The 17,894-nt window shown below is 54.7% G+C and carries 13 protein-coding genes; 11 read left to right on the forward strand and 2 right to left on the reverse strand.

Features of this window, described 5'->3' with window-relative positions; translation table 11 throughout:
* Nucleotides 1-46: 46 nt before the first annotated feature.
* The 11 genes from RE6C_RS22045 (at nt 47) to RE6C_RS22100 (ending at nt 14,576) form a co-directional block, all read left to right on the forward strand.
* Nucleotides 47-1,663 carry a hypothetical protein gene (locus RE6C_RS22045; protein WP_039963003.1) on the forward strand — a complete coding sequence of 539 codons (1,617 nt, stop codon included), beginning with the start codon at nt 47-49 and terminating at the stop codon, nt 1,661-1,663.
* On the forward strand, nt 1,656-2,303 hold the full coding sequence (locus tag RE6C_RS22050; protein ID WP_039963004.1) for a hypothetical protein: 648 nt from the start codon (nt 1,656-1,658) through the stop codon (nt 2,301-2,303). Before RE6C_RS22045 ends, RE6C_RS22050 begins: the two co-directional genes overlap by 8 nt.
* A gap of 47 nt (nt 2,304-2,350) precedes the next feature.
* Nucleotides 2,351-4,834, forward strand: a complete 2,484-nt coding sequence (locus tag RE6C_RS22055; RefSeq protein WP_039963006.1) for a type II secretion system protein GspD — start codon at nt 2,351-2,353, stop codon at nt 4,832-4,834.
* Entirely contained in the window at nt 4,834-5,379 is a 546-nt protein-coding gene (locus RE6C_RS22060; RefSeq protein ID WP_008660214.1) for a hypothetical protein, read from the forward strand. Before RE6C_RS22055 ends, RE6C_RS22060 begins: the two co-directional genes overlap by 1 nt.
* A 365-nt stretch (nt 5,380-5,744) precedes the next feature.
* Nucleotides 5,745-6,332 (forward strand): hypothetical protein, encoded by a 588-nt coding sequence (locus RE6C_RS22070; RefSeq protein WP_008660215.1) that lies wholly within the window; start codon nt 5,745-5,747, stop codon nt 6,330-6,332.
* Nucleotides 6,329-7,777: a sodium:solute symporter family protein gene (locus tag RE6C_RS22075; RefSeq protein ID WP_008660217.1), complete on the forward strand. Its 1,449-nt coding sequence runs from the start codon at nt 6,329-6,331 to the stop codon at nt 7,775-7,777. Before RE6C_RS22070 ends, RE6C_RS22075 begins: the two co-directional genes overlap by 4 nt.
* 128 nt (nt 7,778-7,905) lie before the next feature.
* A complete protein-coding gene (locus RE6C_RS22080) occupies nt 7,906-8,988 on the forward strand; it encodes an aspartate/ornithine carbamoyltransferase family protein (protein ID WP_008660218.1) in 1,083 nt (360 codons plus the stop codon).
* A 68-nt stretch (nt 8,989-9,056) separates the two neighbouring features.
* Nucleotides 9,057-10,976 carry an asparagine synthase (glutamine-hydrolyzing) gene (gene asnB / locus RE6C_RS22085; RefSeq protein ID WP_008660219.1) on the forward strand — a complete coding sequence of 640 codons (1,920 nt, stop codon included), beginning with the start codon at nt 9,057-9,059 and terminating at the stop codon, nt 10,974-10,976.
* A 5-nt stretch (nt 10,977-10,981) separates the two neighbouring features.
* Nucleotides 10,982-12,220 (forward strand): Zn-dependent hydrolase, encoded by a 1,239-nt coding sequence (locus RE6C_RS22090; RefSeq protein WP_008660221.1) that lies wholly within the window; start codon nt 10,982-10,984, stop codon nt 12,218-12,220.
* An 18-nt stretch (nt 12,221-12,238) separates the two neighbouring features.
* On the forward strand, nt 12,239-12,982 hold the full coding sequence (locus RE6C_RS22095) for a cysteine hydrolase family protein (RefSeq protein ID WP_008660223.1): 744 nt from the start codon (nt 12,239-12,241) through the stop codon (nt 12,980-12,982).
* 181 nt (nt 12,983-13,163) lie between these two features.
* A complete protein-coding gene (locus tag RE6C_RS22100; RefSeq protein WP_039963008.1) occupies nt 13,164-14,576 on the forward strand; it encodes a multiheme c-type cytochrome in 1,413 nt (470 codons plus the stop codon).
* A gap of 294 nt (nt 14,577-14,870) precedes the next feature.
* On the opposite strand, the gene RE6C_RS22110 is transcribed toward RE6C_RS22100, so the two are convergent.
* Together RE6C_RS22110 and RE6C_RS22120 are read right to left on the reverse strand one after the other, a co-directional pair.
* Complete coding sequence (locus tag RE6C_RS22110; RefSeq protein ID WP_008660226.1) at nt 14,871-16,112, reverse strand: DUF1559 domain-containing protein; 1,242 nt, start codon at nt 16,110-16,112, stop codon at nt 14,871-14,873.
* A gap of 498 nt (nt 16,113-16,610) precedes the next feature.
* The gene (locus RE6C_RS22120; RefSeq protein WP_236618425.1) at nt 16,611-17,777 is read right to left on the reverse strand and encodes an SGNH/GDSL hydrolase family protein; all 1,167 of its coding nucleotides are present in this window, start codon (nt 17,775-17,777) and stop codon (nt 16,611-16,613) included.
* Nucleotides 17,778-17,894 lie beyond the last annotated feature (117 nt).

Genomic DNA, 17,894 nt, shown 5'->3' on the forward strand with positions numbered 1-17,894 from the left:
GTTTTGACCTCAGACGCAAAGGGAAGAATGCCGTTGCCACGAGCATATGAATCGCTCTGCAACCAAAACGAACGAACGTTCCCCTCGGTGGCCACTCGGTCGCTCGAAGTTCGCGTCGACGGTTGATCGCAGCGTTGCGTTGCGCATCGAAGACGATCGGTTGTTGTTGGCGAGTGCATACAAGTCGACCGACGCGGTTCAGTTGAACGAACCAGCAGACGAGATGATTGTCGATCAGGTTCGATGCTCGGATCCAAACGGTTGGATCAACAGTGGACGCTGGACTGAAATGGTCGAAGCGTTAACCACACTGAAGCAGCGCCATCAAATTGGTGATGCACCCATTGCCGTATCGCTGAGTGGTGACTTTTGCGTCACTCGCATATCAGTCGGAACAGTGGAAGACGTTGACCGCGACTTGACCGCATTGGCGGGCCGCATCCCTCGTTATCTGCAGCTGGGACCCGGCGGCAAAGTCACCGGTCACACTCGCGAGACGATCGGGCCGGGGATGGAGCATGCATTGACGGCGGTTGGTAACCGCGTTCGTCTGCAGAATCTTTATGAAGTGTTCCGCATGTGCGATATCGAGATCGCGTGGGTGGAGCCTTCGTTGGTCAGTCTGTCTCGATTGATCGGTTGGTTGGGCTTAGACCGGCACGCCCCCGTTTTGATAGCTGATTCGTTTGGTCAATCGTGGGAAGTGGGGATTTCGTTCGAAGGACGTTTGTTGTTGGACTACCGCCCGGCGGCTGCGCGAGACGGCAGTGAATTCGCGGACGTGATCGATCACCACCTCGAACGTTTGCAGCGTTTCTGCCAGCGTCATCGTGGGATGTCGGATCACCAATTGGATCAACTGTTTGTCGGCGGCGGACCTGACAAGGTGAATCCTGTCGTCAAACGTTTTGCCAACGATTCAAAACTGTCCGTTTCGGCGATCACGTTGGAATCCGCGTCTTGGAAGATTGACCGTTACAACTCGACTGTCATCGAGGGTGCAGACGAAGTCTACTGTGAGGTTCCGATTACCGAAAGCGATACGGTAGCCATCGCGGCGGCCGTGTTACCGCTGATCGCTAATCCAGAACTGCCCAAACCAGACTTGCTGCAAGAGATTCGACGTGATCGTGGCAAGTCGTTTGTACGGCGAGTGGTCGGAACGTTTTGGCCCGTCGCGGCAGCCGTGATTTTGTTGTCGATCGGTTTTACGATGGTCGCCAACGAACGTTTGCGAGCAGAACGGCATCGTCAACAACGCGACTTCGTCGAGACACAGATGCGTCAGACGCAGGTGCGAATGGCGGGTGTACAAGAAATGCGTGAATTTGTCACGCATCTACAAACCATCGAGGCCAAAACGTTCACGCCGCACGTGAATCAGATCGTCACGCAAATGGCGCAGTGTCTGCCCGCTCAAACTCGATTGCGGTCCATGGTGCTGGATGCCGAGCATCAAATTCACTTGGAAGGTTGGACGGCTCAAGAGAACGATATCTACGACGTGATCAGCTACGTCCGTCGCGTGCCAGAGATCAATCAAGTTGCTCTGCTGGGTACGAACACCAGCGCAGATGACGATGGTTTGGTGTTTCAAATTCGATTGGGAATGCGTCCGGAACATCGTGATTCGCGAACGGGAGAGTCGAGTTCCCATGAATAAACCGAATGACCGGCTAACCCGGGTGATCGTCGCCGCTGGAAGTTTCCTTGTGTTGATAGTGATCGGAAAACCACTGGTCGATGAATACAGCGAGCTACGTGCGGGCCATCGCGAATTGTCGAAGCTTGAAGAAGAGTTTGACATGCTGCAATCCCGCGACGTGCGGTTGCAGCGAATCGAGACGACGTTGCAAGAAGAACGAATGCAATTGCTGGAACGTTCGACCACGCCGGACAAAATCCAGAAGGTACGTGACACGGTGATTGGCATTGTTCGGCAAAGCAACGCCACCTTGCGAAGTTTGGAAATAGAAGACGGGCAACGTCGACGTTGGGCATTTCAGAACGATGACCCGCACAGTCGACGGTTGCCCGAGATGGACGAAGAGTCTGACTTCGAGTTGCATTCGCACTCGTTGACATTGGTCGCCGACGGGACGTTGGATGCGATCATGGAAGTGATGGAGAAGATCAAGAACCAGCAATGGTTGATGACGGTTGAGACTTTGGGATTGGAGCCCGCTGGATCAAGCGAAAAATGGATTGGATTGGAATTGCGAATCACGCTGTATGGACTGCAGCGTTCGGTTCGTGAGGATGATGATCTGGTCGCTGCGATTGAATCGACGCGACTGAAGTGATCCGACGTCAAGTCGTGCACTTACTTTTCACCAACAGGGATCAACGCATGGCCAAGGAAGGCTCCGCGTCACAAGCTACATACGTGATGATGACTCCGAGCAATCCGCTCGCGAGTCAGGTGACGTCGCGTCGTTCGCAAGCTCGGCGTGTGCTCGCTGCAATGGTTCGATCCGTTTCAATTGGTGTGGGATTGTCGTTGGCAACGTTCGCGACAACCTGGAGCGGTGCCGCCGCGGTCGCTGCCGATGCGAACGCGGCACCGAGCAGTTCTCAGAGTATCGCGGTTGATGCGAACCGAGGTACTCCACAGTCCGGCGAATTGGAAACAGAGGCTGTCTCGGGAGCATCGTTGGCGGCGGGAACCGAGTCGCACGTCCAATTGGACGGCCCTTCACTTTCTATCGACGAAGTGCTTTCAAAACGGGGAAGCATCACGTTCCGAAAGACATCGCTGCAGGAGGTTGTGTTTTTGCTGTCGGATCTGTGGAACATCAACATCGTCGCGGGTGAAAAGATCACCGGGGACGTTTCCGGTGTTTTCAAAGACGCTCCTCTGCGAGACGTTTTGTCTGCGATTCTGACTTCTTCTGGTTACGGCTACATTGCCGCGGGAAACAGTTTGGTTGTGTTGCCGCTGGATGAAGTTGGAACGGGAAGCCCAGATTTCGAATCGCGAACGCTGCAGTTCCGAGCCGTTGATGAAGCGGAGATGAGTTCGACAATCGCGGCGGCTCAGCTGTTGTTGTCTGATCGCGGACGAATTCAACCGATCGGACGCGACGCGATTTTGGTGGTCGACTACAAAGAGAATATCGATCGCGTTCAGCAAATTTTGTTTGCAATGCGGCCAGAAGGCACCGTTCAAAGCAGCAACAATCTGGCAGACTCCGCGTCGCCCGGGCTTCAACGTCCAGCGGCACCGAACGTCTATGATGCGATGGCAACTGAGGTCATCTACCTAACGCCTCAATTTACCGAAGCCTCGGAAATGCGAGAGTCGCTTCAAGGTGCGCTGGGAGAAGACACAATTGTGTCCGTTTACGAAGCTGAAAATCGCATCCTGATCAAAGGCAACCGGGCTCAGTTGGAGTTGGCCACGGAGGCGTTCAAACAGCTCGACGTTCCTCGGGCTCAGGTACGTATCACGGCGTTGATTTATGACGTCAGCTTGGAAGAGCTCGAAGAGTTGGGCGTGAATTGGGGCCGTGGGTTCCGTCTGGACACGACCGACGAATCGGCGCTTGCTGATTTGGCGGGAAATGTAGAAAAAGCGGTAACCTTTGGAACGCTCGGATCGGGCGGCGCAAGTTCGTTTGGCATTCGCACTTTAACGAACACGTTTGACACCAGCGTTTTGCTTCGTGCCTTGGATAGCAGTGATGAGGCAAAGTTGTTGGCTGACCCATCGATCACCGCAATCGATCGCCGCGAAGCTTCGATCAAAATCGTCCAACAAATTCCAATCGTCGCCGCGTCACCGGCCGAAGGCAGCAACGTCGTTTTCGCTCAGGTCGAATTCAAAGATGCCGGGATCATTCTGAAGGTGACGCCGCGGATCAGCAACGACAACACAATCGAATTGCAGGTCCAACCCGAGTACAGCGTCAAAGTTGGCGAAATCGAAAACAATCCGGTGATTGATAGCCGAACGGCCGAGACCACTGTTCGTGTCGCGAACGGCCACATGTTCACGCTAGGTGGTTTGCGTCAGAAACGGATTATTGAGGGCACCAGCGGAGTGCCTTATCTGCGAGATTTGAAATACGTGGGGAAGTTGTTTCGAAGCCACTCAACCGAAGTCCGTGAAAGCGAACTGATTGTGTTTCTGAAACCCGAGATCATCTCGCCTTATGACCATGGCAACGAACGTTCGCGGCAGGCGATGTGCGTCGCAAACCGGCAACTCGACGCGATTCCCTACGCGTCAGTTTGTCCGCAAACACCACATTGCTACGACAAGAATTGTCCCAATCACCATCCACGACCTCGGATCAACGGCGGCACCGATGAACTGCGTATGTTGGGGGGCGAAGGCATCGCACCGATGGAGTTTTCGTTTCCTGGTTTGGTGAACCCCGCGCCGGTTGTCCCCGGCCGAGTGACGCCTTCGCATGAATCCGAAACTGTGATTTCGGATTCGATCAGGTTTGATACAGAGCCCGTGATGCTGGGGCCGCCAACCCCTGCTCTACGTGGCTCAACTGACGCGTTGCCAACTCCGATGCTGAATCATAGTTCTCGTGCAACGGACGAAAGTCCGTCCAGTCCAATCCAGTCCGTTGCGATCGTTGGTCCGTCCGACCTTCGAAATCAAAGGACTCCGCAGATCCGAGCCCGCATGCGAAACGAGTCCGTTTCGGCGGTGGCGGCATCGTCTAGAATGATGCCGGCCAAGGTTGAGACGTTTCGGTCGCTGATCAATGAACCGTTGCGGGCCGATGTGCCATTTGGTGCTGTCTCGTCCCAACAGGATGCGGAAGAATTTGCAGGCTATCCGCCAGTCCATGTTCGTGAGATGGAGCAGCGATAATGTTCGAGCGACATTTGATGGGACGATTGCAAAACCACGGCGAGAAAACTGTGTCGAAGGGTAACAGCACATCAACAACGGCTCGGGTGAAATGGTCTGCCGTATTTGCGTTGATGTTCGTGAAGGTGGTGGTCCTACCGGGGTGTGGCGTGGATTCCGAGTCGATTGAGACCATTCGCCGTGTCGCGATGCAGGACCGGGAGACTCAGTCGGACCTAAAGATTGGTATGGGTGAAGTTGGGGCGATGGCGGTGAGTTCTCCAAGAGTCTTTGAACCACCGTTCCCAGATCGCAAAGATCCTTTTCACATTGACCAAGCGGCCCCGTCGACAATGACGCGTCCGACGAAAGCGTCCGAGTACTTGGTGCTTGGATTTGCGGACGTCGGAAAGACACGGGCAATCATTCGTTTCGGCGACGAGACGCAATTTGTTTCCAAGGGCGACACGATTGGCGACGCCGAAGTGCTGGATGTCATTCCGCCCCGCGTTCGTTTGAGAAACGGCAGTTTCATTTGGGAAGCCAGCATGTTCCAGACTCCCTGAGATCTTCTTCGAGGATCCGCCGATTTTTCGGTGCGAAGACCGTGGTCCGTATGAAGTGATTCGTGCGGGCCATTTTTAGTATGCGCAGAGCTGGTGCCGAGAACTTTCGCTGCAACGCAAATTCTTTCGGTTCAGGATGCGAAATTTTGGGGAAGCTCGTGGCGAGATCTTTCGAAGGCGTCGCTCAGAAGGACGCCAATGCGGTTTCTTCAATTCTGGCCATCTGATAGGCTTTTGCTTTGCCGCTCATTCCAACGCGAACCGGCCGAGTCATCTTGGGACTGCTCGCTTCACCCCGACGGAATTGAAATATCTGGTGCCCTGGAGGCAGTTCGTTTTTTCGCTCGCTTTTCTCCGCCTTTATCATGGGCAGCGGGTGGATCTTTCTGATTCAGGCATCGCCTGTTGCCGGTCAAGAACCGTCGGATGGTTTTGAATCGGCCGCGTCGGTTGCGTTTCAAGCAGATATTCTTGAGAAACCAATCGTCTCTCATGAAGGCTATTTTCAGTTGAATTGGGAAGTGACCGGAGCGTCTGGCTTCGACGGCTCGTTTCGGGTTTCGAGCGTGGTTGATTCAATCACCGAAGGTTCGTCGGATGGTCAGCAGTCACTAGGTGCATCAGCCGAGGAAGCCGAGAATGGTATCCCGGAACGAGTGGTTTACGAGGGGACACTTCCATCCGCATTCGTATCAGGACTTCCTGACGGAACGTATCGCTATCGAGTGGAAGCGTTGGATGCGAACGGGCGTGTGATCGCAACGTCGGAAGTTCCTGCGACGGTTCAGGTTCAGCATTGGGCGGTGTGGCAGGCAACGTTGTTGCTGGCCATCGGCGCGATCGTGTTTCTGGCGGTCATCGTCGTGATCGTGCGAGGCACGTGGATGCACCGGTCCACGAGCATGGTCGCCGAGACGAATGATCAGGCACCAGCGGAAGGAAGCGAAGCATGAGTGGTGAGTTGTTGGCAATATCCGGGGCCATCCTCAGCCCTCAATCTGGATACGTCTTGCTGGCCATCTTTGGCATTCTGTGGATTGCGTTGGGATGGTGGTGGGGACGTCAAGCCAAATCGTATGACGGTTTTGCCGTTGCCGGCCGAAACGTTGGGCTGGCAATGGGGACCGCGACCGCCGTGGCGACTTGGATCACTTCCAACACAACCATGTTGGCCCCGCAATATGCATTGCAATTGGGAATCTGGGGAGCACTGGCCTATTCAACGGCAAGCTTTGGATTGTTTGCATTTGCTCCGATGAGCGGTCGCATTCGGCAGTTGATGCCAAAGGGATACACCGCCGTTGAGTTCATCCGCCGCCGCTACGGTTGGTTGGGGACGGTTCCATTCTTGATCATTTCGTTGTTCTATGCCGTGACCTGGTTGGTCTCGATGTCGATGGCGGGCGGAAAGCTGTTGAACGTGCTGTCGGGAATTCCGTACGAGTATGGAATGACGGTGGTCGTGTTGGTCTGCGTCGCCTACACGTTGTTCGGCGGAATGTACGCGGTGATCGGGACGGACTTCATACAAAGCCTGATCATTTTGGTGGGCCTGGTCGTGGTCGCGATCGCCGTTCTGACTCAGGTTGAAATTCAAGAGGTGCACGAAAAACTGCGAAACGAGCGACCAATGTTGCTCTCAGCGTTTTTTCCCGCCGCGCTGATGGCTTTGTTCAACAACATGCTGTTCGGGTTCGGAGAGATTTTTCATAGCAATGTTTGGTGGAGTCGCGCGTTTGCAATGCGTGAAGGGGTCGGACCAAAAGCCTATGCTTTGGGCGGTGTGCTGTGGTTGCCGGTTCCCATCGTGGCAGGGTTTCTGGGTCTCGCCGCACCGGCACTTGGCATCGGTATCAGCGAGCCGGACACGGCGGGCCCGTTGGTGGCAGCGACATTGCTTGGGACCAGCGGCGCATTGCTGGTTTTTGTCGTTGTTTTTTGCTCTTTGGCGTCCAGCATTGATAGTCTGCTTGCTGCGACGTCGGATTTGATTGTCAACGACATTGCCGAACCTATTCACAACCACGTGACCCATCAGCACTCAAGTGACTCGTCCAAGCGAAAATTATCTGCGATGGCCATCATTGGCCTCGGAGCGATCGCTTGGATTGCGGCGTTCCCAAACGTGGGATCATTGGCGACGGTGCTTTTCTTCGCTGGCCCGATGGTCGGCAGCTGCATTTGGCCGATTCTTTGCGGTCTGTACTTTCGCCGGGCCAGCCCCATCGCCGCGTGTGCTTCGATGGTTTTGGGGAGCATCCTCGGGTTGGTTGCCTATTTTCAAATTGGTTGGTTCACCGCATCTTTGATCGGGGCCGCCGTCTCGGGTGTCACATTTGCCGTTTGCTGCCAGATCTGGCCAGACGATTTTGAATTTGCAACTTTGGCGGACGACTGAATCCATGTTTTCCGTTTTCTTCTTACAATTTCTTGTGATTGGCAGTCTGGTGCTTTGTGTCATCGGCGTAGCGGTGCTGATCGGATTTTTATGGATCGACTTACGAGACAAACAAATCTGGTAGTCCAATGAATTCACTTTCCAATCAACAGGTTTCGGAAGCCTTGAGTGCATCCGCAGCAAACTCCAAGGGACAGAAGCTGTCACCGCTGTCGCTGTTGGATGCGTTCGATGGCAACATTGACCGTGACGCTTTGAAGTCGCTCGCCGGGCAGTCGATCTTGAACCCGCGGCAATTCGATCGTCGGACCGTCTTGTCGATTGCGCAGCTCGCTGCACTCCTTGAATCACGCAACGTCGAAATGGATAAACCGCTGGACGGAAAGATCGCCATCACGGCTTTCTTCGAACCCAGCACCCGAACTCGGTTGTCGTTCGAAAGTGCGGTGCAGCGACTCGACGGAAAAGTCCTATCGGTACCCGATGGTCAAGTCACCGGGATCGCGAAGGGCGAATCGCTGGCGGACATCGGTGAGATGTTCAACACGTACGGCGACGTTGTGATCATGCGTCACCCCGAGACGGACAGCATGGACGAGATTCAAAAGAATCTGCAGCGTCCGTTGATCAATGCTGGCAATGGTTCGGGCCATCACCCAACCCAGGCATTGATCGACTGGTACGCGTTGCTGAAGTGGCGTCCCGAGTTGCACTCAGAGCAATGCCCGCCGGAGAAGCGTGTGCATCTGGGTATCATCGGTACACCCGGGTCAATGCGGGCGGTGAAAAGCTTTCTGCGTCTGTCGCTGATGTTCACCGGTGCGGTCAGCAAGATCACGTTGGTTAGCGAGATGGCGGATCCGGTTGGATTGGATTTGACTGAACCGATCGAGCAGTCACCGATTCCGATTGAGATCACCAACGACGTGCAGGAAGTGCTGCCGCAGTTGGACGTCGTCTATGTGAACTCGATCGCATTTCTTGGTGACAGCTATCGCAATCTGGATTCTCGCTACAGTCTTGATGCGAGCAGTCCTTTCAAAGACGGCGCGGTAATCATGCACCCGCTCGCTCGCAATGCAGAGTTGAGCGAGGACCTGGATGAAACCGACCACAATCTGTACTTCGCCCAGGCGGCTGGCGCGGTATTTGTTCGGCAAGCACTCTTGGCGGCCGTTTTGGATCGAACCGACCGAATCAGCGGCATCTAACCGTTGCATCTAACTGCGGCGTTTGATCCTCTCTCTCAATCCATTTCTACGAAACACCAACACCATTTATGTGTGGCATCACCGGATTCTGGAATCCATCTCGTACCAACGAACGCGAATTGCGGTTTGCGCTCGATCCTATGCTCGATGTTCTCGACCATCGCGGTCCCGATGAACGCGGCAGCCGTTTCTTTCAGGAACGTGGGCTGGCGATGGGTCACACGCGTTTGTCGATCATTGGACTCGCATGTGGTCATCAACCGATCGAAACGGATGACGGTGATTACGCGGTCACAGTCAACGGCGAACTGTACGATTACAAACGCATTCGCACCGCATTGGCTTGCGAGAAATACGAGTGCAACGGAAAGAGCGACAGTGCGATCACCCTGCCGCTGTACCTGAAACACGACCTGGCGATGGTCGATCATCTTCGCGGTGAATTCGCGGTGGTGCTGTACGACGATCGCAAGGAACGACTCATCCTGATCCGTGACCGGTTTGGTGTGAAGCCGCTGTATTTCGCGGTCAACGACAACGGGATCGTTTGGGGATCCGAAGTCAAATCAATTTTGCAGCACCCCGATGTCGAGCCACGGTTGTGCCCCAAAGCTGCCGTTCACCAAATGATGCAAGTCATGGTGCCGGGATCGACCGCGTTCGAAGGTGTCGATGCGTTGTTGCCGGGCCACATGTTGGTGGTTCAGAAAAACGGCGATTCACTGGAGGTTCAAACCAAGCGTTGGTGGGATTTCGAGTTTCCTGAATCGCACGAAGAGAATGCGGATCCAGAACCGTTCATTCAAGGCGTCCAAGATCGCTTGATCGATGCGGTCGCGGCACGTTTGGAAGCGGACGTTCCGGTTGGCTGCTACTTGTCTGGCGGAATCGACAGTTGTTCGATCCTCGGGCTGGCGAACACATTGCAGCAGTCGCCCGTCAAAGCGTTCACGATTGCCTTTGATAGTGACGAATATGACGAATCAAACATTGCCAAACGGATGGCCGAACGCACCGGGGCAGAGCAGGAATTGCTGCGGCTGACCGAGAAAGAACTGTACGGCCCGGCTTTTGAACGTGCGACTTGGCATGCCGAGCGGACGTTCTACAACACTCTCGCGGTCGCGAAGTGGCATATGAGTCGTCGTGTGCGTGCGTGCAATTACAAAGCCGTGATCACGGGCGAAGGAAGTGATGAGCTGTTTGGCGGCTATCCATTCTTCAAACGCGATTGGCTCGGTCGAGATGACGAAGGTGGTATCTTCGCCGGCGCGATTCTGGCCGAGGAAGATTTGCAACACAGTGCTTGGCAAGACCTGTGTGGCTTCACGCCGTCATGGATCCAGCCGTGGATGTTGGTGCTCAAGCGTTTCGAGCCGATCCTGTCATCATCGTTGACCGATTTGTTGCAGGAATATGATCCGGTCGGTGAAGTGGCCGGAGCAATCGATCCAGCTCAGGTTCGCGGCCGCCACCGCTTGGACGTGTCGCAGTACACGTGGAGCAAAACAATGTTGGAAGGTCAGATCCTGACATGGGGTGGCGACCGGATGGACATGGCCAACAGCATGGAAGCCCGTCCGGCCTTCCTCGATCACCATGTTGCCGAGTACGCAACGACCATTCCACCGGACATTCGCATCCGCGATGGCGTCGAGAAATGGGTGCTTCGCGAAGCAATGGTCAACGTGTTGCCGCGTGAGTTGTATGAACGCAAGAAGTTTGCATTCATGGCCCCGCCTGCACACACGGACCCGGTCAAGCGAGCCGCCGTGCAAGAGATGATCGATCATTGGTTGACGTCGTCACGTGTCGAATCGGTAGGGTTCTTCCAGCACGATAAGTTGATGCAGTTCATCGATGATGCTTGGAAAGAATCCGATGGGACGATCGCTCGTCGGAACGACATTGTCATGAACCACGTGTTGCAACTGCACATGCTGCACGGTCAGTACGTCGAAGGGCTGCCCTTGCCGGCAGTGGATTGATTGCCATGCAAGTGAATCTGGAACGAATCAAGGCCGACATTCTCGAACTCTCGCAGATCGGCCGCAATTCGGAAGACCATGGCATTTACCGAATGGCATTCACCGACGCTGATATCGCTGGCAAACGCTGGTTGATTGACCGAATTGAAGCGGCTGGTTTACCCAGCTCCATCGATGGTGCCGCCAACATTTCGGCGACCTTAGCCGGCACATCTGATCTGCCTCGCGTGTTGGTCGGATCGCATATCGACACGGTGCCTTGCGCTGGTGCCCTCGATGGAACTCTCGGGGTGGTGGCGGGGCTGGAATGCCTCCGTTGCCTAAAGGAATCCGGCGTTCAACCTGATCGGACAATCGAATTGGTTGCCTTCAGCGATGAGGAAGGCCGTTTCGGCGGGATGTTTGGCTCGCAATCAGTCTGTGGACAAATCAATCCCGAGATGATTGCGACCATGACGGACATGAACGGTGTTTCGTTGCAGGAAGAGATGTCACGGCATGGATACGATCCCGTTGCCGCTTTGGATGCGGCGAGGGATCCTGAAAGCCTGCATTGCTATTTGGAGATGCACATCGAGCAAGGTCCCGTCCTGGACCGTTTGCACAAATCGGTTGGTGTCGTCGACCAAATCACCGGTTTGTTCACTTGGTCGGTGCGGCTCAAGGGCGAAGCCAACCATGCGGGCACGACGCCGATGGACATGCGGCACGACGCGTTCATGGGGTTGGCCGATTTTGCTCATGAGGTTCCACGGATCTTGGAAGAGAACGGTAGCGACCGAAGTCGTGCGACCATTGGCAAGGCTCAGATTTTGCCGGGAGCAACAAACACGGTTCCTGGTTTGGTCGAGTTTGCATTGGACGTTCGCGACACTTCGATGGACGTCTTGGAAGATTTGGCCGATGCGTTTCGCAAAGCACTCTCAGCGATCGCGCGTCGTCGAAGTTTGATGTTCGAGTTTGAGCAGAAAAGTTTGATCAGTCCGGTCGAGTGTGGTGACCTGATCGTGAAGACGATCCAGCAACAAGCCGAAAAGTTGCAGCTTGATTACGAAATCATGCCCAGTGGGGCTGCCCATGACGCGCAAATCATGGGAAGAATGATTCCGGTCGGTATGATCTTTGTCCCCAGCAAGTCTGGGCAAAGTCACTCGCCCGCGGAATGGACCGCGTGGCAGGACATTGAGGCGGGAGCCAACGTGTTGCTCCACTCGCTCACCGAAATGTCAAGCAAACCAGATTGATCGCATCGAAGGCTCACCATGAACGATTTTGCACCGCACGACGAACACCCGGATCCGCTTCGCGAAATTTATCACGAATCGTTTGTTGAAAATCCTGCTCACGGCGAATTTCTAGTCGGCCGGCACACCGCTTTGTTGTGCATCGATCTGCAATATCTGGACGCCGCACCAGGATGCGGTGTTTTTGCCGAAGGAAACAACCACGGCGTGTCCCCCGAAGGCCAGAAATACTACTTCGATCGACTGAACGACACGGTGTTGCCAAACGTGCGGCGGTTGCAAGAGGCGTTTCGTCGACGCAATCTGGAAGTCATTCACACCCGGATTCAGTCGCTGACGCGAGACGGACGCGACCGAGGAAAAGGGCACAAACGGCTGAATCTGCTGGCGGCTCCAGGATCGCACGAAGCAGAGTTTTTGGCGGAGGTGGCACCGGAGCCGGATCGCGATGAAATCGTCATCAACAAAACGGCCAGCGGAGTTTTCAGTTCGACCAACTTGCACTACGTCCTGAAAAACATGGGCATTGAAGCCCTGTTCGTCGTCGGCGTCTACACCAATGAATGCGTCGAAACCACCGTTCGCGACGCCTGCGATTTGGGGTATTTGGTCACCGTGGTCGAGGACTGCTGTGCGACGGTGACGCCGGAGCTACACAACGCGACGCTGGCAACGCTTCGCGACCGATACGCGAGAGTCATGACAATCGGCGAGGTCATCCAAACGGTCGTGAATCTGATTCCTGCGAAAGCCGAAGGTTGATCGCTGGTACGGGTGGGAGGATCGATCTGGGGATTGAGAGTGCGATAAAATAGGCTCTCACGCGGCTCTGAACTCAGTTAAGCTGGTAAGCAAACCGATGTGGATGCAAATGCTTGTCGTTTGCAAGTTCGTTTGATCCAATCGCGTTTTGCTGACAGAACTTCGCCGCAGGAAATGAGCCTTGAATTACAAACGCGGGTTAGCTTTCATCGTGATCGTCGCGGTCGTCGGCTGGTTCGGCTACAGCATGACGCAGACAAAACGCGATGATGAGCTGTTTCGTGATTTGGTGAAGAGTCAGCAACAGCGAAAGAGCAGCGAAGCTGAATCGGCGGCTCTTTTGGAATCGACCAAAGTTTCCGCGCCGCCCAATGACATGGTGGTGAATCTGATTCCCGGGAACGTCTGGTTCGTCGGGAAATACGAGGATGGCGGCGGCGTCGAAATTCCTTTTCGTCCCGGTGAGTCTCCGCAAAAAACGGACGACGACACTCCTCACCAGGAGAACCCTGGATTTGTCGGCCCCGAGCAGTGTCAGGAGTGTCATCGCGAAAAATATCAGTCGTTTCTCGCGACGGGGCACTACAAGACGTGTCGCCCGGTCAATGAATCAACGATCGACGGAATCTTTGAGTCCGGTGGCAATCGTTTTCAAACGTCCGATCCCAACGTGTCGTTCGAGATGATTCGGCGGGGGGATGAGTTTCTGCAACGAGCCCATTTCTTTGATTGGAGCTTTGAGATTCCGATGGAGATCATCATGGGATCGTCCAAAATGGCTCAGACGTATCTGTATTGGCACAGGGATGGGCTCTATCAGCACAATGTGACGCACATCACCGATGGTGATCAATGGATCAACAGCCCCGGCTACATCGACGGGGATGCTGCCTACGCCCGGCCCATTCCGCAGCGTTGCCTGGATTGCCACATGACGTACTTTGATTTTCGCGGCAACACCAATCGCTACACGCCAGGTTCTTTGATCATGGGTGTGACCTGTGAACGGTGTCATGGGCCGGCGAAGGACCATGTGAATTTTCATCGCGAAAATCGGGACGCTCGAGAAGCCGTTGGCATCACCAATCCGGCCGACTTAGAGCGTCAGCTTCAAATGGACATTTGTGGTCAGTGTCACGGAGGTTCACGGGAACTCAAGGGCGATGCACTCAGTTTCCGACCGGGGGATCCTTTGGAGGATCATTACTATCCGCCCGATGAAGAAGCGGATGCGAAGAACAGCGTGCACACCAGCAATCAGCTGAATCGATTGTCTCAAAGCGAATGCTTCCTGCAGTCGCAGATGACTTGCATTGATTGCCACGACCCGCATCATAACGAGCGGGGCAACGAGCTTTTGTTTTCCAGCCGGTGCATGAAGTGCCACGAGAACGAAAGCGACTGCGGCTACTTTCCTCACGAAGGTGTGAACTTTGCCGAGAACTGTGTCGACTGCCACATGCCACGTCGATCGACAGAAGAGCTGCGGTTGGAAAGTGTCAAAGGTGACGTCTTTCCTCCACTTCGCGACCACTACATTCGCGTTGATGAAACGGCGACGGAGCGATTCCTGTTGGGCTTGGATGAAGGTTAGTTCACAAGGGTCGACATGATTGGTCGGCGTAAGTCGGGATCGTGCTAGCGAATGGAGCTGCCGAAGGCGGTCGCGTCCAGTGGAAACGTGTTTCGACGTAGGGTAAGACGAATGGCGTTAGAAACCGGTTGGTTTCAGTAGACATGGTCGATCGGAGCGCCCATGGTTTTTGGGTGCGGAGTTCGATCCGCAGCTTTCCTTGCATCTATCTGTCAGGTCAGCGAATGAAAAAACCTCGCCCGCGGATTGCGGACGAGGTTTCGATGGTTGATCAGTCTGTGGGACGTCTAGCTCTTAGAGCTCGAAGTCAACGACTTCTTTCACGTCACGCGTTCCAAGTGCACCCCAGACTCCGTATGGACTCTGCGATCCCGGCGGGAGACCAGGTGAGTTACGGCAAACTGTGCTCGCCTCAAGATTGCCAGTGTCGATGCTGTCCGTGATGAACTTCACCGCACCATCACCCATCAGCACATGAGCACCACCTGCGTGCCGACTGCCGGCAGTCGAGATGACACCGGAATGGTTGCCATCGTTGTTGGAGTGGACGCAGTTGGCACCGTTGGGCGGCAGAATGGTGTGGAAAGCCGTGTAGTACGGTCGCGAGTCAGCCCAGCGAGCGTGCTTGGCTTGTGACAAGCTTCCACTAACGGTGGCACTTGGGTCGTAAAACTGTGGGCGTGTCGGATCGATGTGAGCACCCGTCGCGCAACGAGCGGGGATCAAAATCGTGTTGTTTGGGTTCGCCATCGCACTGATGTTTCGAACAAAGTCCGCATTGATCTCTCGCTTGCCACCCGAAGTGACAACTTCACCGGCGGCGATCGTGTTCGACAGACCATCGAGGACGTCTCGGAATTGGATCTTGTTGCGATTCCAAAAGAACCCACGTTGTGCCGCACGAGCACGAGTCACAGCCCAGTTTTCGTCACGATTGTCGAAATTGCCAAAGTAGCCGTAATCGTTGATACCGCCGTTGTGACCTCGGTCGACCGCATCGCCAACCGAACACGCGTAGTTCGATCGGGCGAGTTGACCGGGGCCTTGGGCCGCACCGGTGTCACTGGGGCAACGATACGCGGGCACTTGAGTGACCCAAGGAACATATCGAGTCTGCCATGGGCAAGGTCCCATTGCAGGCCAAGCACCATTCACGCTACCAGGCAGCGTTTGCCCTGGCGTGACGTTTGTGCTCGGGTTCGAGATTTGTTCCCACAAACCTTGTTGCTCGATGTAAGGCAGGGTGGGGACAAGCCAGCTGAGAAACAATCGGTTGCTATTATTGGTTGCGTCGTTCATCCCGACTTGTCGGGCTGATCCGGTGCCGTTGGTCGGAATCTGGTTGAAAGCACTGTGGTAGTTGTGAATAGCAAGCCCAATTTGCTTGAAATTATTACTGCACGACATGCGTCGTGCTGCTTCTCGAGCGGCCTGAACAGCAGGCAGCAAGAGACCGACGAGGACGCCAATGATGGCGATGACGACCAACAGTTCCACCAGTGTGAAACCTGATCGCGTGCGATGAGTTCTTTGCATGGAAGACTCTCCTAAAGGAAGACAAGCACTTGAACGGGGAATGAAAAACCCCCAAATGGAAAGCACACCGTAACATTTGAACGAGGGTGAGTGGAGCCTAAAATCGAAATTAATGCCGCTTAAGGTTGCGTTGGACCCCCTTAAATATGAAGCGCGATGTTTCGGCTCGAGCTGTCAGTGCAGTGGAATGATCGTGCATGGGTTCATTGTTCAGTCCATTTGCCACTTGTGTGTTCGCAGAACTGTTGCCACTCGATGGGGGATCCGGTTGGAGCAGCCGTCGCGGACAACCGCTGGTCGGTTCTTTGGCGTGACTTCATAGCCGGATGTCGAGGGTAGCTTCTTCCCGCGATCGTCGGTCGCTGAACAGCCATGGCGACGCCCGAGATCGTCACTCCGTTCAAAGAAAAAACTATGCAGCGATCCAGCGTGATGACTCGATCAATGCATGCTTTGAGCGGGAGGTTCGTGGCGTGAATTTCGTTTGGTCGCGAATACTTATTCAGACACAACCGAATCTGATGCAATGGCCTTTTGAATTTGTGGTGCATAGCCCGCTATCCAGATGGCTCGGCCTGCATCATTGAGATGGCAATGATCGTCAAAAAGTGTTTCGCCAGGAATGCCATGTGGTTCCGCGGTGGCGATCATTGATTCGACGTCGACGAGAGGCAACGAATACTCGTCGGCCAGATCTTTTAGGATGTTGTTTTCCAACTCGCTGCATTGATGCCGGCCGGTCGTTTCGGCCAAGATCTGCTTTGCAAGCTGAAGACCTTCGTCCTTCTTTCCGTCCTTCCAAAGTTCGTACACCCGTTGGTATCTCACCGCCGCCTCGCGAGGTAAGTAGGGCTGAAGCAAGTTGGATGAAACGGTGCCCATGATCACCGGGATCTGTTGCTGCTTTGTTGTCGCTAGAATCAATCTCAGGTTGTGTTCGTAGCTCTGCATGCGTTCTTGCACATCTTGCTCACCAAAATCATGCGACCAGGCTCGGGCAAAGTTGGAATCGCTGACTGGTTCCTCGCGGGCCAGCAGTCGTTGATTGTGCTCTTTCTCTAGACGGTCGACTTCGTAGTCGGCTCGACGATCGCGAAGGAACCTGATGATCGCTGAGTGGCTGATCGTTCGTTCGAATGAAAGTTTGTCCACACCGGAAAGGGAGAGCTGTTCAACCTCCTCAAATTCGTTGTGCCCGGTGTAGAGAAGCATCAAGTCAGGTTCGTACTCCAGCATCTCACGCATGACCAACACCAACCGATGGCTTCCATAGGCCAAGCCGCCGCAGTTGATGATCTCGATCTGTTTGGATTCGCTGCTGAGTTGACGTTCCAATTGCTCGAATTCAGGCTCGAGGTAATTCACCGACGAACCACCCAGCGCCACGATCCGATAAACATCCGCCGGTTTTTCCCGGAGGAACCGTTGCCTCACAAAGCTGACTCGTTTTGCCGGATCGGTTTCCATGTAACCGGGGTGAAGCGTCGAGTCGACGAACACTCGGCTGTCGTCGTTGAACCCCAGTCCAAAATCAACGTGGCGAGGAGGCCAAAAGATCTCCATCGCTCGAAAACCAATTTCGGCGAAGCAAAAGAAAGACAGGGTGACGAAGGCGCTGAAAGCGATCCGCTTCTTGAGGCTGAGCCGGACTCGTTTTTGATTCATGATTCGGCCATCGTCATGCGTGGCATCCAATGGCAGTCTGTGGGGAGGCAAATGGCGAGGAAGCACATGGCGTTGAAACAGAAAGATTGTAACGGATCATCCTGATCGGGCCTGACC

Source organism: Rhodopirellula europaea 6C (genome assembly GCF_000338295.1).
Lineage (GTDB): Bacteria > Planctomycetota > Planctomycetia > Pirellulales > Pirellulaceae > Rhodopirellula > Rhodopirellula europaea.

Bases quoted from the DNA above. Each gene is read 5' to 3' on its own strand.
- RE6C_RS22045 (WP_039963003.1), top strand. From the start codon at position 47: ATGAATCGCTCTGCAACCAAAACGAACGAACGTTCCCCTCGGTGGCCA.
- RE6C_RS22050 (WP_039963004.1), top strand. From the start codon at position 1,656: ATGAATAAACCGAATGACCGGCTAACCCGGGTGATCGTCGCCGCTGGA.
- RE6C_RS22055 (WP_039963006.1), top strand. From the start codon at position 2,351: ATGGCCAAGGAAGGCTCCGCGTCACAAGCTACATACGTGATGATGACT.
- RE6C_RS22060 (WP_008660214.1), top strand. From the start codon at position 4,834: ATGTTCGAGCGACATTTGATGGGACGATTGCAAAACCACGGCGAGAAA.
- RE6C_RS22070 (WP_008660215.1), top strand. From the start codon at position 5,745: ATGGGCAGCGGGTGGATCTTTCTGATTCAGGCATCGCCTGTTGCCGGT.
- RE6C_RS22075 (WP_008660217.1), top strand. From the start codon at position 6,329: ATGAGTGGTGAGTTGTTGGCAATATCCGGGGCCATCCTCAGCCCTCAA.
- RE6C_RS22080 (WP_008660218.1), top strand. From the start codon at position 7,906: ATGAATTCACTTTCCAATCAACAGGTTTCGGAAGCCTTGAGTGCATCC.
- asnB (WP_008660219.1), top strand. From the start codon at position 9,057: ATGTGTGGCATCACCGGATTCTGGAATCCATCTCGTACCAACGAACGC.
- RE6C_RS22090 (WP_008660221.1), top strand. From the start codon at position 10,982: ATGCAAGTGAATCTGGAACGAATCAAGGCCGACATTCTCGAACTCTCG.
- RE6C_RS22095 (WP_008660223.1), top strand. From the start codon at position 12,239: ATGAACGATTTTGCACCGCACGACGAACACCCGGATCCGCTTCGCGAA.
- RE6C_RS22110 (WP_008660226.1), bottom strand. From the start codon at position 16,112: ATGCAAAGAACTCATCGCACGCGATCAGGTTTCACACTGGTGGAACTG.
- RE6C_RS22120 (WP_236618425.1), bottom strand. From the start codon at position 17,777: ATGAATCAAAAACGAGTCCGGCTCAGCCTCAAGAAGCGGATCGCTTTC.